This window comes from Citrobacter sp. Awk 2 (genome assembly GCF_028069815.1).
Classification (GTDB): Bacteria; Pseudomonadota; Gammaproteobacteria; order Enterobacterales; family Enterobacteriaceae; genus Citrobacter.
In genome coordinates, this window is sequence record NZ_JANEWL010000113.1 from 1 (window position 1) to 13918 (window position 13918).

Here is a 13918-nt window from a genome sequence, read left to right on the forward strand (position 1 = left end):
ATGGTTTGGAATTTGAGTAGCGATAAATGCCAGGAATTATCTGAACTATGAGATTATTCTCTGTTGTACGACTTCGTTATATAATTTACTATATAACTCATTGAAATGTGAGCAAAAGCGCATTTTTTCCCGCCAACTCAACACTCTTTTGATCCGGCAACAGCATTTACCCCAATTGGGGTATGCACCTCTAACACATCCTGAAATATCTTACGGTTAAAAATAACTACTCATAAATAGTGCGTTTTTTATTGTCGTTCAACCCGCTCAGGGAGAGCGTCATTATGGAAGGACAATGTCATGGTTGATTTATCCCGTCGAGGCATGTTGACAGGCAGTTGGCGTAAAGCCAACGCGGGGATTCGTCCGCCGTGGAGCAAGGAAGACTCTCACTTTCTGGCCAATTGCCTCCGTTGTGACGCCTGCATCCAGGCGTGTGAAACCGACATCCTGCAGCGAGGCCAGGGCGGTTATCCAAGCGTAAATTTCAAACACGGCGAATGCAGCTTTTGTTACGCCTGCGCAGAGGCCTGTCCCGAATCACTTTTTCTTCCGCGCCACACCAGGGCATGGGATCTGAATTTTTCGATCGGTGACAACTGCCTCGCGCATCAGTCCGTTGAATGCCATCGCTGTCAGGATAGCTGTGAACCCATGGCCATTACCTTTCGTCCCACGCTGTCCGGTATTTATCAGCCACAGCTCGACAATCAGGCATGTAACGGATGCGGCGCGTGTGTCGCTATCTGTCCGGTATCAGCCATTAATGCGGAGTACAACCATGGACACTAACTGGCAGGTCTGCAGCCTGGTCGTTCAGGCCAAAAGTCAGCACATCAGCGATATCGCCACGCAGTTACGTTCGTTTCCGGGTTGCGAAGTTGCTCTCAGCGATGTGGAAAGCGGTCAGCTGATTGTGGTGGTAGAAGCTGAGCATAGTGAAACGCTAATGAAAACAATTGAGTCAGTGCGCAACGTTGCGGGCGTGCTGGCGGTGTCGCTGGTTTATCACCAGCAGGATGAGCAAGGTGAGGAAACACCATGAAACTCAGTCGTCGTAGCTTTATGAAAGCTAACGCCGTTGCGGCCGCTGCGGCGGCTGCCGGGTTAAGCGTGCCGGGCGTTGCCCGCGCGGTAGTCGGTCAGCAAGAAGCGATCAAATGGGACAAAGCCCCGTGCCGATTCTGTGGTACGGGTTGTGGCGTATTGGTAGGAACCCAGCAAGGACGTGTTGTGGCATGTCAGGGCGATCCTGATGCGCCAGTTAACCGTGGGCTTAACTGCATCAAAGGTTATTTCCTGCCGAAAATCATGTACGGAAAAGACCGTTTAACGCAGCCGATGCTGCGCATGAAAGACGGCAAATATCACAAAGAAGGCGAATTCACCCCGATTAGCTGGGACCAGGCCTTTGATGTGATGGAAGAGAAGTTTAAAGCGTCTCTGAAAGAGAAAGGGCCAGACGCAATTGGTATGTTTGGCTCCGGTCAGTGGACCATCTGGGAAGGCTACGCTGCCGCAAAACTGTTCAAAGCCGGTTTCCGTTCGAATAACATCGATCCGAACGCGCGTCACTGCATGGCGTCAGCCGTTGTGGGCTTTATGCGTACCTTTGGTATGGATGAGCCGATGGGCTGCTATGACGATATCGAACATGCAGATGCTTTCGTCCTGTGGGGCGCAAACATGGCGGAAATGCACCCGATCCTGTGGTCACGCATTACCAACCGTCGTCTGTCCGATCCTAACGTTAACGTCGCCGTTCTCTCTACCTTCCAGCATCGTAGCTTTGAGCTGGCGGATAACGGCATCGTCTTTACGCCGCAAAGCGACCTGGTGATCCTCAACTACATCGCAAACTATATCATTCAAAACAATGCGATAAACCAGGACTTCTTTAGCAAGCACGTTAACCTGCGTAAAGGGGCGACGGATATCGGCTACGGTTTACGTCCTACCCATCCGCTGGAAAAAGCGGCGAAAAACCCAGGTTCTGACGCCTCTGAACCGATCAGCTTTGAAGAGTACAAAGCGTTTGTTGCGGAATATACGCTGGATAAAACCGCAGAAATGACCGGCGTGCCAAAAGATCAGTTGGAACAGCTGGCACAGCTGTATGCCGATCCGAAGAAGAAAGTTATCTCCTACTGGACGATGGGCTTTAACCAGCATACCCGTGGCGTATGGGCTAACAATCTGGTCTATAACCTGCACCTGCTGACCGGTAAAATTTCTCAGCCAGGCTGCGGCCCATTCTCGCTGACGGGTCAGCCTTCCGCTTGTGGTACCGCGCGTGAAGTCGGGACCTTCTCTCACCGTCTGCCTGCGGACATGGTGGTGACGAACGAGAAACACCGCGATATCTGTGAAAAACACTGGAACATTCCGGCGGGGACCATTCCGGCGAAAATCGGCCTGCATGCTGTGGCGCAGGATCGTGCACTGAAAGATGGCAAGCTCAATGTCTACTGGGTGATGTGTAACAACAACATGCAGGCTGGGCCGAACATCAACGAAGAGCGTATGCCTGGCTGGCGCGATCCGCGCAACTTTATCATCGTTTCCGATCCGTACCCGACGGTCAGTGCTCTGGCGGCCGACCTGATCCTGCCAACAGCGATGTGGGTAGAGAAAGAAGGGGCTTACGGTAACGCCGAGCGCCGTACTCAGTTCTGGCGCCAGCAGATTAAAGCACCGGGTGAAGCGAAATCTGACCTGTGGCAAATGGTGCAGTTCGCCCGCCGATTCAAAACGGAAGAAGTCTGGCCGGAGGAACTGCTGGCTAAGAAACCCGAGCTGCGCGGTAAGACGTTGTATGACGTGCTGTTCGCCACGCCAGCCGTCACGAAATTCCCGGTCAGCGAACTGGCTGAAGATCAACTCAACGATGAATCTCGCGAACTCGGTTTCTACCTGCAAAAAGGGCTGTTCGAAGAGTATGCCTGGTTTGGTCGCGGACACGGACACGATCTCGCACCGTTCGATGATTACCACAAGGCGCGCGGGTTACGCTGGCCGGTGGTTGACGGTAAGGAGACCCAGTGGCGCTATAGCGAAGGCAACGATCCGTACGTGAAGGCTGGAGAAAGCTACAAGTTCTATGGCAAACCGGATGGGAAAGCCGTCATCTTCGCGCTGCCATTTGAACCGGCGGCTGAAGCGCCGGATAAAGAATATGACCTGTGGCTGTCTACCGGACGTGTGCTGGAACACTGGCATACCGGCAGTATGACGCGTCGTGTGCCTGAACTGCACCGTGCTTTCCCGGAGGCGGTACTGTTTATCCATCCGCTGGACGCGAAAGCGCGCGATCTGCGCCGAGGCGACAAGGTCAAAGTGGTTTCCCGTCGTGGTGAAGTGATTTCGATTGTTGAAACACGCGGCCGCAACCGTCCGCCGCAGGGGCTGGTGTACATGCCGTTCTTCGACGCCGCACAGTTGGTGAACAATCTGACGCTGGATGCGACGGATCCGCTCTCTAAAGAGACGGATTTCAAGAAGTGCGCTGTGAAACTGGCGAAGGTGTAACGCGTTATGTCCCGGTCAGCAAAACCCCAAAATGGCCGCCGCCGCTTCCTGCGCGATATGGTTCGTGCAGCTGGCGGGCTGGCTGTCGTTGGCGTGGCGCTGGGGTTGCAACAGCAAACTGCACGCGCAACAGGCGTGCGGTTGCGCCCGCCTGGGGCTCTGAGTGAGGACGCATTTGCCAGCGCCTGCGTGCGCTGTGGTCAGTGCGTCCAGGCTTGCCCGTACGACACGCTGAAACTGGCAACGCTGGCCTCCGGGCTGGCGGCCGGAACACCTTATTTTGTCGCTCGCGACATCCCCTGCGAGATGTGTGAAGACATTCCGTGCGCCAAAGTTTGCCCCAGCGGCGCGTTGGACAGGGAGATTGAGTCTATTGACGATTCACGCATGGGGCTGGCGGTGTTGTTGGATCACGAGAACTGCCTCAACTATCAGGGATTGCGTTGCGACGTTTGCTATCGCGAGTGCCCGAAAATCGATGAGGCCATCACCCTGGAGTTGGATCGCAACATGCGTACCGGTAAGCATGCGCGGTTTATTCCAACCGTGCATAGCGATGCCTGTACTGGCTGCGGTAAATGCGAAAAAGTATGCGTACTGGAACAGCCGGCAATAAAAGTGTTGCCACTGTCGTTGGCGAAAGGGGAGTTGGGACACCATTACCGCTTCGGTTGGCTGGAGGGGAACAATGGCAAATCGTAAACGTGATGCGGGGCGTGAAGCACAAACGAAAAAAGGTTGGTGGCGGAGCCATCGCTGGCTGGTGTTGCGTCGTCTGAGCCAGTTTCTGGTTCTGGCAATGTTTCTCAGCGGTCCGTGGCTGGGCGTGTGGGTGCTGCATGGTAATTACAGCAGCAGCCTGTTGCTGGATACCATTCCGTTAACCGATCCGCTGATCACCCTGCAAAGCCTGGCCAGCGGGCACCTGCCCGCAACAGTTGCGTTAACAGGGGCCGCCATTATTACGGTTCTGTATGCCCTTGCCGGTAAGCGATTGTTTTGTAGTTGGGTCTGCCCGATGAATCCGGTTACTGATTTGGCGAGCTGGCTGCGCAGAAGATTTGACCTGAATCAGTCTGCGACTTTGCCGCGCCATATACGGTACGTCCTGCTGGTGGTTATCCTGGTCGGTTCTGCCCTGACAGGGACGCTGCTATGGGAATGGATAAATCCGGTCTCTTTGCTGGGACGTAGCCTGGTAATGGGCTTTGGCAGCGGGGCGCTGCTTATTCTCGCGCTGTTTTTATTTGATTTACTGGTTGTTGAGCATGGCTGGTGCGGGCATCTCTGCCCCCTGGGTGCGCTGTATGGCGTATTGGGTAGTAAAGGTGCATTAACCGTATCGGCAAAAGAACGTAACAGATGTAACCGCTGTATGGATTGTTTTCATGTTTGCCCGGAACCGCATGTGCTACGTGCGCCGGTGCTGGATGAGCAAAGCCCGGTGCAGGTGACCAGTCGCGATTGCATGGCCTGCGGTCGCTGTGTGGATGTCTGTTCTGAGGATGTTTTTACAATAACGATACACAAAATCATTTGAGATGCATCGCGGCGGCAAGTGAGGAAATCCCCGGGAGCATAGTAACTATGTGACTGGGGTTTCGGAGCGCAGCCAACAAAGAGGCAGCTTAAAGGATGAAGTGTAAATGCGATGGAGTTCGGGAGCTAAACAATGAAAAGCCATGACCTGATTAAAAAGCTGAGTCAATGGACGGCCCTGCTTGCCCTGGTCGTCAGTGGGGCCGTTTGGGCTGCAAACGGAGTGGATCTGAGCCAGTCACCGGAAGTCTCAGGAACACAGGAAGGGGCGATTCGCATGCCGAAAGAGCAGGAGCGTATGCCGCTGAACTATGTTAATCAGCCGCCAATGGTTCCGCACAGCGTTGAAGGGTATCAGGTGACGACCAATACTAACCGCTGCCTGCAGTGTCACGGTGTGGAAAGCTACCGCACCACCGGTGCACCGCGTATCAGCCCGACGCACTTTATGGACAGCAACGGCAAGGTACTGGCTGAAGTCGCTCCGCGTCGTTACTTCTGCCTGCAGTGTCATGTCCCGCAGGCTGATGCGGCACCGATTGTTGAAAATACCTTTACCCCCTCGAAAGGTTACGGGAAATGAGAGCCTGTCCCATTAGGCTATTTTATTTGCCATTTCGGACCAGGGCAGTGCTCACAGTCCTCACGTACTGTAAGTACGCTCCGGTTGTTCCGCGCTGTCCGTGTCCAAACTGGCTGCAACAATTTACGCCTACTGGAATAGGCTCGGGAGGTCATTATGGAAAATTCTAACCGTAAACCAGGCTGGATTAAGCGCGTCTGGCAATGGTGGCGTCGCCCCAGCCGTCTGGCGCTCGGCACGCTGTTGTTAATCGGCTTTGTGGGCGGCATTATTTTCTGGGGCGGCTTTAATACCGGTATGGAAAAGGCCAATACGGAAGAGTTCTGCATTAGCTGTCACGAAATGCGCAACACGGTATACCAGGAATATATGGAAACCGTACACTACAACAACCGCAGCGGTGTGCGCGCGACTTGCCCTGATTGCCACGTCCCTCATGAGTGGGGCCCGAAAATGATCCGCAAAATCAAGGCCAGCAAGGAGCTGTACGCGAAAGCACTGGGGTTGATAGATACACCGCAAAAATTTGAAGACCACCGTTTATCGATGGCGCAAAATGAATGGCGGCGTATGAAAGACAATAATTCGCAAGAGTGTCGGAACTGTCACAACTTCGAGTTTATGGATTTAACCGCCCAGAAAGGCGTAGCGGCTAAAATGCATGACCAGGCCGTGAAAGAAGGGCAAACCTGCATTGACTGTCATAAAGGGATAGCACACAAACTGCCTGATATGCGCGAAGTCAAACCGGGCTTTTAACAGGATGTAAATAATCAGGATGCTTGAGGCCAGAGAACTGCTCTGCGAGCGAGATGACAGAATACTGTTTAGCGATCTGTCATTTCGCGTCAATGCAGGGGAATGGGTACAAATTACCGGGAGTAATGGCGCAGGGAAAACCACCTTGTTGCGGTTGCTTACCGGGCTGGCTCGTCCTGACGCCGGAGAGGTTTGCTGGCAAGGGAAATCGCTGCACCAGGTGCGGGACAGCTACCATCAGGAACTACTGTGGATCGGACATCAGCCGGGGATAAAAACCCGGCTTTCGGCGTTGGAGAATCTGCGTTTTTTTCATCATGATGGTGATTGTTTAGCGGCGCTGGCGCAGGCAGGTCTCGCTGGATATGAAGATATTCCTGTTAATCAACTCTCCGCCGGACAACAGCGGCGCGTGGCACTGGCTCGCCTCTGGCTTACCCGCGCGCGACTGTGGATCCTCGATGAACCTTTTACGGCAATTGATGTGCACGGTGTTGAGCGACTGACTCAGCGCATGGCACAGCATACAGAGCAGGGTGGCATTGTGATCCTTACCACGCACCAGCCTCTGGGTGTTGAGACCGATAAAGTGCGACGTATTGCGCTGACCAGCGAGAGGGCCGCGCAATGATGTGGCAAATCTTCCGTTTAGAACTGCGGGTTGCGTTCCGTCATAGTGCAGAGATCGCCAATCCGTTATGGTTTTTCCTGATCGTCATAACCCTGTTCCCGCTCAGCATAGGGCCGGAGCCACAGCTGCTGGCGCGTATTGCACCGGGCATTATCTGGGTTGCCGCATTGCTGGCATCATTACTGGCGCTGGAACGTTTATTTCGGGATGACCTACAGGATGGCAGCCTCGAACAATTGATGCTGCTGCCATTGCCACTACCGGCCGTGGTGCTGGCGAAGGTAATGGCGCACTGGGTTGTAACTGGTTTGCCGCTGCTGATCCTCTCGCCGCTGGTGGCATTGCTGCTGGGAATGGATATGTATGGTTGGCAAATTATGGCGCTGACGTTGCTGCTTGGAACGCCGACGCTGGGTTTTCTCGGCGCACCTGGCGTGGGACTGACGGTGGGGTTAAAACGCGGTGGCGTGCTGTTGAGCGTGCTGGTACTTCCGCTCACCATTCCATTGTTGATTTTTGCGACCGCTGCGATGGACGCCGCCTCGATGCACTTACCCGTTGAAGGGTATATGGCGATTCTTGGCGCACTACTGGTAGGAAGTGCCACGTTAAGTCCCTTTGCGACGGCGGCGGCGTTACGTATCAGCGTGCAATAGCGCAGATATGAGTTGTAGGCCGGACAAGGCGAAGCCGCCCTCCGGTAAAACGGAAATTTACTAATTTATTGAGTCTGGTGACTGAACTATGTGGAAAACACTTCATCAACTGGCGATGCCCCCACGTCTCTATCAGATCTGTGGCTGGTTTATCCCATGGCTGGCGATTGCCAGTGCAGTGGTTCTGGTAACAGGATGGGTTTGGGGATTTGGCTTCGCGCCAGCGGATTATCAGCAGGGGCAAAGCTATCGCATCATCTATCTGCACGTACCGGCGGCAATCTGGTCGATGGGCATTTACGCGTCGATGGCGGTTGCCGCATTTATCGGCCTGGTCTGGCAAATGAAAATGGCCAATCTGGCGCTGGCAGCGATGGCGCCAGTTGGCGCAGTGTTTACCTTTATTGCACTGGTGACGGGCTCTGCATGGGGAAAACCAATGTGGGGAACCTGGTGGGTCTGGGATGCCCGACTCACTTCTGAGCTGGTGCTGTTGTTTCTCTATGTTGGCGCCATTGCGCTGTGGCATGCCTTTGATGATCGCCGCATGGCGGGCCGGGCTGCCGGTATTCTGGTACTGATTGGTGTCGTGAACTTACCGATTATCCACTATTCGGTCGAGTGGTGGAATACGCTGCATCAGGGCTCGACCCGTATGCAGCAGAGTATTGATCCGGCGATGCGTACGCCGCTGCGTCTGGCGATCGTCGGCTATCTGCTCCTGTTTGTCACGCTGGCGCTAATGCGCATGCGTAATCTGATTTTATTGATGGAAAAACGCCGCCCGTGGGTGAGCGAACTGATCTTAAAAAGAGGCCGCCAATGACCCCTGCATTTGCATCATGGAGTGATTTTTTCGCGATGGGCGGTTACGCCTTATATGTCTGGCTGGCCGTGGCCATGAGCGTAATTCCGCTGGTGGTGCTGGTGCTGCATTCTGCACTACAGCATCGCGCAATCTTACGCGGCGTGGCGCAGCAGCGGGCGAGAGAAGCGCGCATGCGTGCGGCGCAAGTTCAACGGGAGGCGGCGTGAATATTCGACGTAAAAATCGGCTATGGATAGCCTGTGCGGTGCTGGCGGGCCTGGCATTGACCATCACGCTGGTGCTCTACGCGCTGCGTTCCAATATCGATTTGTTCTATACGCCGGGAGAAATACTCTACGGCAAGCGCGAAACTCAGCAGATGCCGGAAGTCGGTCAACGCCTGCGCGTTGGCGGAATGGTTATGCCGGGTAGTGTGAAGCGCGATCCGCAGTCGCTAAAAGTTAACTTCAGCATCTATGACGCCGAAGGCGTGGTGGATGTGACCTACGAAGGTATCCTGCCGGATCTGTTCCGTGAAGGGCAGGGCGTCGTTGTTCAGGGGGAACTGGATCAGGGAAATCATGTGCAGGCCAAAGAGGTTCTTGCCAAACATGATGAAAATTACACCCCGCCGGAAGTTGAAAAAGCGATGCAGGAGAACCACCGTCGCCCGGAAAGTGTTTATAAGGATAAAACGTCATGATGCCTGAAATTGGCAATGGGCTACTGTGTCTGGCACTCGGCGTTGCACTATTGCTGTCGGTTTATCCGCTGTGGGGTGTTGCGCGTGGCGATGTCCGGATGATGGCCTCTGCGCGCCCCTTTGCCTGGGTGTTGTTTATCTGTGTGATGGGTGCGTTTCTGGTGCTGGTAAACGCATTTGTGGTCAATGACTTTACCGTGACCTATGTCGCCAGCAACTCCAACACGCAACTTCCGGTCTGGTACCGCGTCGCCGCGACATGGGGTGCACATGAAGGCTCACTGTTGCTGTGGGTGCTGCTGATGAGCGGCTGGACGTTCGCAGTGGCGCTTTTCAGCCAGCGGATGCCGTTGGATATCGTCGCCCGCGTACTGGCGGTGATGGGCATGGTCAGCGTCGGCTTCCTGCTGTTTATTCTGTTTACCTCCAACCCGTTTTCCCGCACGCTGCCGGACTTCCCGATAGAAGGGCGTGACCTTAATCCGCTGTTGCAGGATCCGGGGTTGATCTTCCATCCGCCATTGCTGTATATGGGCTATGTCGGTTTCTCTGTGGCTTTTGCTTTTGCCATTGCCGCACTGATGAGCGGGCGTCTGGATAGCACCTTTGCCCGTTTTTCCCGTCCGTGGACGCTGGCGGCATGGGTGTTTTTGACACTGGGTATTGTGCTCGGCTCTGCGTGGGCATACTACGAACTGGGCTGGGGCGGTTGGTGGTTCTGGGACCCGGTAGAGAACGCTTCGTTTATGCCGTGGCTGGTGGGGACTGCGCTGATGCACTCGCTGTCAGTGACCGAACAACGCGCCAGCTTTAAAGCCTGGACGTTGCTGCTGTCAATATGCGCCTTCTCGCTTTGCTTGCTCGGGACGTTCCTGGTGCGTTCGGGTGTACTGGTGTCGGTGCACGCTTTCGCCTCTGACCCGTCGCGCGGGATGTTCATTCTTGCCTTTATGGTGCTGGTTATCGGCGGTTCCCTGCTGCTGTTTGCGGTACGTGGACACAAGGTTCGTTCGCGGGTGAATAACGCGCTGTGGTCGCGTGAATCGCTGTTGCTGGGTAATAACGTGCTGCTGATTGCTGCCATGCTGGTGGTGCTCCTGGGCACGCTGTTGCCGTTGGTGCACAAACAGCTGGGGCTGGGCAGTATTTCAATTGGCGAGCCATTCTTCAATACCATGTTTACCTGGCTGATGGCACCGTTTGCGCTATTGCTGGGGATTGGGCCACTGGTACGCTGGGGACGTGACCGACCGCGGAAGCTGAAAACGCTACTGATTGTCGCGTTTGTTACCACGCTGGTACTGTCCGTGCTGCTGCCGTGGCTGTTTGAAGACCGTATCGCTGCCATGACGGTCGTGGGTATGGCAATGGCATGCTGGATATTTGTGCTGGCGATGTCTGAAGCGTTCCTGCGTATTTCGCGCGGCACAAAGCTGACGCCGAGCTACTGGGGCATGGTTTCAGGTCACGTGGGGCTGGCTGTCACCATCGTCGGTATTGCCTTTAGTCAGAACTACAGCGTCGAACGCGATGTGCGTATGAAGGCGGGCGATAGCGTCAGTATCCATGATTATCAGTTCACTTTCCGCGAAGTAAAAGATATTACCGGACCTAACTACCGGGGGGGCGTGGCCGTGATTGGTGTGACCCGGGACGGCAAGCCGGAAGCGACGCTGCATGCGGAAAAACGCTTTTACAACAGCACCAGTTCAATGATGACCGAAGCGGCGATCGATGGCGGACTGACGCGTGACCTGTATGCGGCATTAGGCGAAGAGCTGGACAACGGCGCGTGGGCAGTGCGTCTGTACTATAAACCGTTTATTCGCTGGATTTGGGCCGGAGGGTTGCTGATGGCGCTGGGTGGGTTGTTCTGCCTGTTTGATCCACGCTATCGCCAGCGCACGCGTCCTCGTGCTGCTGCGCAAAAAAACGCGCCGGAGGCTGTATGAAGCGCAATGCATTGTTAATCCCATTTATTATTTTTCTCATTATTGCCGCGGCGCTGCTGTGGCAACTGGCACGTAACGCACAGGGAGACGACCCGACGAATCTGGAATCGGCGTTAATCGGTAAGCCGGTGCCGACGTTCCGTCTGGAGTCGCTGGAAAATCCGGGCCAGCATTACCAGGCTGATGTGTTGACGCAGGGGAAACCAGTGCTGCTGAACGTGTGGGCGACCTGGTGTCCGACCTGTCGTGCTGAGCACCAGTATCTGAACCAGCTGTCGGCACAAGGCGTGCGGGTCGTTGGGTTGAACTATAAAGACGATCGTCAAAAAGCCATCGTCTGGCTGAAAGAACTGGGCAATCCGTATGCCTTAAGTCTGTTTGACGGTGACGGTATGCTCGGGCTGGATCTTGGCGTGTATGGTGCGCCGGAAACATTCCTTATCGACGGTAAAGGCATTATTCGTTATCGCCATGCCGGTGATTTAAACGCCAGGGTATGGGAGAGCGAGCTCAAACCATTGTGGGAAAAATACAGTAAGGAGGCTGCGCAATGAGGTTCTTTCTGGGCCTGCTGATGCTGGTTATCTCGGGATCGGCGCTGGCCACTATTGACGTGATGCAGTTCAAAGATGAGGCGCAGGAACAGCAGTTCCGTCAGCTTACTGAACAGTTGCGCTGCCCAAAGTGTCAGAACAACAGCATTGCTGACTCTAACTCAATGATTGCCACCGATCTGCGTCAGAAGGTTTACGAACTGATGCAGGAAGGGAAAAGCCAGAAAGAAATTGTCGATTACATGGTGGCACGATACGGCAATTTCGTGACTTACGATCCGCCGTTGACGCCGCTGACTGTGCTGCTGTGGGTGATGCCCATTGTGGCAATTGGCTTAGGGGGCTGGATTATTTTTGCCCGCTCACGCCGTCGTGTACGAGTGAAGCAGGAAGAATTTCCTGATGAGATTACCCCCGACGGTAAACGCGGTGGATTAGGACTCTTTATACCCGGCGTTATCGTGGCGCTGGTGGTGGGCGCGGTGAGCTATTACCAAACCGGTAGCTATAAGCAGGTTAAGGTCTGGCAGCAGGCGACTGCACAGGCTCCGGCGTTGCTGGAGCGGGCGTTAGATCCAAAGGCTGAGCCGCTGAATGAAGAGGATATGGCGCGTCTGGCGCTGGGATTACGTACCCGGCTGCAAACCGATGCAGGAAACGTTGAAGGCTGGATTATGCTTGGGCGCGTAGGCATGGTTCTCGGTAATGCCAGTACGGCAACTGAAGCGTATGCTAATGCCTACCGACTGGATCCTAAAAACAGCGATGCTGCGCTGGGTTATGCGGAAGCGTTGACCCGTTCTTCCGATCCAGATGATAACCGTCGCGGTGGGGAGCTGTTACGTCAACTAATACGCGGCGAACATGCCAACGTGCGAGTATTGAGCATGTACGCGTTTAACGCTTTCGAACAGCAGCGCTTCGGTGAGGCGGTTGCTGCGTGGGAGATGATGCTGAAATTATTGCCCGCCAATGATACCCGTCGGACGGTAATTGAGCGCAGCATCAAACAGGCGATGGAACAGCTGGCACCACAGGAGAAATAAGCGTTCAGATTGCCCGATGGCGCGCAGCTTTCGGGCCTGTGCGGGCCTTGTAGGCCGGATAAGACGCTGTGGCGTCGCATCCGGCATCTTATTGATTACTGCATTCCGCGTGTTTGCAAAAACAGGATGGTGGCGGCAACGCGAGAGCGGACGTTAAGTTTACGCAGCAGGTTGCGGATATGCACTTTCACCGTTTGCTCGGAAATATTCAGTACAGATGCTATCTGTTTATTCGATAATCCCTGAGCCAGCTCATGTAACACATCCAGCTCGCGTTCGGTGAGTACGCTGAACGGATCTTCCTCAGCGCCAAACAGTTCCCGTTCCCGCAGATAATCGCTGACGCGTTGGCTAAAGGCTTTACCTCCTTTTGCACCAGCGCGAATGGCTTCCAGCAGAACTTCAGGATCGCTGTCTTTAAGCAAATAGCCATCCGCGCCGGCATCAATCAGGGCGTACACATCGCTGGCGGCATCCGAAACGGTCAGAATAATAATTTGCGCAGTAACGCCGTCCCGACGTAGCGCATTCAGGGTGTCCAGTCCGCTCATGCCTTTCATATTGAGATCGAGCAGGATCACATCAAGATCCAGACGGTTCGCCAGATCGATAGCACTTGCGCCATCGCCGGCTTCAGCGACAACATCGAATGCGGTATCCAGTTGTAATAATTGACTAATTCCTCGCCGCATGAGTGGGTGGTCATCAACGATCATCACCTTAAAAGGTGTTAATTCAGGCATCTTCTTCTCCTGAGTACTCTTAATTTCGTTATATTCCGGGGCATGGGATAATCCTGATTTATCACGTAGATGATAAGGCAACGTGACCTTACTTTTTACAGGTGCAAATAGTATATCCTGACTCAAAAAGCTCTCATTGGAATTTTTACAAAGAAAACTCTTTATGATTTGAATCAAGGTGGTGGCGGTTTGCGAGACGAAAGAATTCTCGATTTGCTGTTTGACAACATTAATTAAATATCAACATTAACAAGTGGCAATAATAAGCAATGTTGATATTGAAGGTGCAAGCAGCTGGAAGAGAACTCCGCAGACGTCACCCAGGCGGCACGACGTGCGCGACATACTCATCCCAGCGCTCTTTATGCAAATGGGCGACTAGCGATGGGATTGGGCCAATAGAGTAAGCGTAATTT

General features: G+C 54.2%; 16 protein-coding genes. 15 read left to right on the forward strand and 1 reads right to left on the reverse strand.

The annotated features are described in order from the left end of the window. Positions 1–300 precede the first annotated feature (300 nt). The 15 genes from napF to NNO02_RS20400 all read left to right on the forward strand — a co-directional run bounded on the left by napF (position 301) and on the right by NNO02_RS20400 (position 12759). Positions 301–792 (forward strand): ferredoxin-type protein NapF, encoded by a 492-nt coding sequence (gene napF / locus NNO02_RS20330; protein WP_202038234.1) that lies wholly within the window; start codon positions 301–303, stop codon positions 790–792. Next, positions 782–1045 carry a chaperone NapD gene (napD, locus tag NNO02_RS20335; protein ID WP_048211123.1) on the forward strand — a complete coding sequence of 88 codons (264 nt, stop codon included), beginning with the start codon at positions 782–784 and terminating at the stop codon, positions 1043–1045. The genes napF and napD overlap by 11 nt, the downstream gene beginning before the upstream one ends. Next, positions 1042–3528 carry a nitrate reductase catalytic subunit NapA gene (gene napA / locus NNO02_RS20340; RefSeq protein ID WP_271449597.1) on the forward strand — a complete coding sequence of 829 codons (2487 nt, stop codon included), beginning with the start codon at positions 1042–1044 and terminating at the stop codon, positions 3526–3528. Before napD ends, napA begins: the two co-directional genes overlap by 4 nt. A gap of 6 nt (positions 3529–3534) precedes the next feature. Beyond that, the gene (gene napG / locus NNO02_RS20345) at positions 3535–4230 is read left to right on the forward strand and encodes a ferredoxin-type protein NapG (RefSeq protein WP_137384108.1); all 696 of its coding nucleotides are present in this window, start codon (positions 3535–3537) and stop codon (positions 4228–4230) included. Continuing rightward, on the forward strand, positions 4217–5068 hold the full coding sequence (gene napH, locus NNO02_RS20350; RefSeq protein ID WP_271455586.1) for a quinol dehydrogenase ferredoxin subunit NapH: 852 nt from the start codon (positions 4217–4219) through the stop codon (positions 5066–5068). The genes napG and napH overlap by 14 nt, the downstream gene beginning before the upstream one ends. 132 nt (positions 5069–5200) lie before the next feature. Further along, positions 5201–5650 (forward strand): nitrate reductase cytochrome c-type subunit, encoded by a 450-nt coding sequence (napB, locus tag NNO02_RS20355; protein ID WP_271455587.1) that lies wholly within the window; start codon positions 5201–5203, stop codon positions 5648–5650. Between the two features lie 156 nt (positions 5651–5806). After that, entirely contained in the window at positions 5807–6409 is a 603-nt protein-coding gene (gene napC, locus NNO02_RS20360) for a cytochrome c-type protein NapC (RefSeq protein ID WP_005129332.1), read from the forward strand. A gap of 13 nt (positions 6410–6422) precedes the next feature. Then, positions 6423–7040 carry a cytochrome c biogenesis heme-transporting ATPase CcmA gene (gene ccmA, locus NNO02_RS20365; protein WP_086523394.1) on the forward strand — a complete coding sequence of 206 codons (618 nt, stop codon included), beginning with the start codon at positions 6423–6425 and terminating at the stop codon, positions 7038–7040. Continuing rightward, positions 7037–7696 (forward strand): heme exporter protein CcmB, encoded by a 660-nt coding sequence (gene ccmB, locus NNO02_RS20370; protein ID WP_005129323.1) that lies wholly within the window; start codon positions 7037–7039, stop codon positions 7694–7696. Before ccmA ends, ccmB begins: the two co-directional genes overlap by 4 nt. Positions 7697–7784: 88 nt before the next feature. After that, entirely contained in the window at positions 7785–8522 is a 738-nt protein-coding gene (locus tag NNO02_RS20375; protein ID WP_271440097.1) for a heme ABC transporter permease, read from the forward strand. Beyond that, a complete protein-coding gene (gene ccmD / locus NNO02_RS20380) occupies positions 8519–8731 on the forward strand; it encodes a heme exporter protein CcmD (protein ID WP_020996676.1) in 213 nt (70 codons plus the stop codon). The genes NNO02_RS20375 and ccmD overlap by 4 nt, the downstream gene beginning before the upstream one ends. Continuing rightward, positions 8728–9207, forward strand: a complete 480-nt coding sequence (gene ccmE, locus NNO02_RS20385; protein WP_005129319.1) for a cytochrome c maturation protein CcmE — start codon at positions 8728–8730, stop codon at positions 9205–9207. The genes ccmD and ccmE overlap by 4 nt, the downstream gene beginning before the upstream one ends. After that, the gene (locus tag NNO02_RS20390; protein ID WP_271455588.1) at positions 9204–11159 is read left to right on the forward strand and encodes a heme lyase CcmF/NrfE family subunit; all 1956 of its coding nucleotides are present in this window, start codon (positions 9204–9206) and stop codon (positions 11157–11159) included. Before ccmE ends, NNO02_RS20390 begins: the two co-directional genes overlap by 4 nt. Then, the gene (gene dsbE / locus NNO02_RS20395; protein WP_271455589.1) at positions 11156–11713 is read left to right on the forward strand and encodes a thiol:disulfide interchange protein DsbE; all 558 of its coding nucleotides are present in this window, start codon (positions 11156–11158) and stop codon (positions 11711–11713) included. Before NNO02_RS20390 ends, dsbE begins: the two co-directional genes overlap by 4 nt. Then, positions 11710–12759, forward strand: a complete 1050-nt coding sequence (locus tag NNO02_RS20400; RefSeq protein WP_271455590.1) for a cytochrome c-type biogenesis protein CcmH — start codon at positions 11710–11712, stop codon at positions 12757–12759. The genes dsbE and NNO02_RS20400 overlap by 4 nt, the downstream gene beginning before the upstream one ends. Before the next feature lie 95 nt (positions 12760–12854). Here the strand turns inward: NNO02_RS20400 and narP are convergent, their stop codons facing one another. Then, positions 12855–13502, reverse strand: coding sequence for a nitrate/nitrite response regulator protein NarP (gene narP, locus NNO02_RS20405; RefSeq protein WP_202038243.1), 648 nt, complete (start codon positions 13500–13502; stop codon positions 12855–12857). Positions 13503–13918: the final 416 nt, after the last annotated feature.

Excerpts from the sequence above, each read along its gene's own strand:
- NNO02_RS20390 (WP_271455588.1), top strand. The coding sequence starts at position 9,204 with ATGATGCCTGAAATTGGCAATGGGCTACTGTGTCTGGCACTCGGCGTT.
- ccmD (WP_020996676.1), top strand. The coding sequence starts at position 8,519 with ATGACCCCTGCATTTGCATCATGGAGTGATTTTTTCGCGATGGGCGGT.
- napC (WP_005129332.1), top strand. The coding sequence starts at position 5,807 with ATGGAAAATTCTAACCGTAAACCAGGCTGGATTAAGCGCGTCTGGCAA.
- dsbE (WP_271455589.1), top strand. The coding sequence starts at position 11,156 with ATGAAGCGCAATGCATTGTTAATCCCATTTATTATTTTTCTCATTATT.
- napG (WP_137384108.1), top strand. The coding sequence starts at position 3,535 with ATGTCCCGGTCAGCAAAACCCCAAAATGGCCGCCGCCGCTTCCTGCGC.
- napH (WP_271455586.1), top strand. The coding sequence starts at position 4,217 with ATGGCAAATCGTAAACGTGATGCGGGGCGTGAAGCACAAACGAAAAAA.
- napA (WP_271449597.1), top strand. The coding sequence starts at position 1,042 with ATGAAACTCAGTCGTCGTAGCTTTATGAAAGCTAACGCCGTTGCGGCC.
- napB (WP_271455587.1), top strand. The coding sequence starts at position 5,201 with ATGAAAAGCCATGACCTGATTAAAAAGCTGAGTCAATGGACGGCCCTG.
- napD (WP_048211123.1), top strand. The coding sequence starts at position 782 with ATGGACACTAACTGGCAGGTCTGCAGCCTGGTCGTTCAGGCCAAAAGT.
- NNO02_RS20400 (WP_271455590.1), top strand. The coding sequence starts at position 11,710 with ATGAGGTTCTTTCTGGGCCTGCTGATGCTGGTTATCTCGGGATCGGCG.
- NNO02_RS20375 (WP_271440097.1), top strand. The coding sequence starts at position 7,785 with ATGTGGAAAACACTTCATCAACTGGCGATGCCCCCACGTCTCTATCAG.
- napF (WP_202038234.1), top strand. The coding sequence starts at position 301 with ATGGTTGATTTATCCCGTCGAGGCATGTTGACAGGCAGTTGGCGTAAA.
- ccmB (WP_005129323.1), top strand. The coding sequence starts at position 7,037 with ATGATGTGGCAAATCTTCCGTTTAGAACTGCGGGTTGCGTTCCGTCAT.
- narP (WP_202038243.1), bottom strand. The coding sequence starts at position 13,502 with ATGCCTGAATTAACACCTTTTAAGGTGATGATCGTTGATGACCACCCA.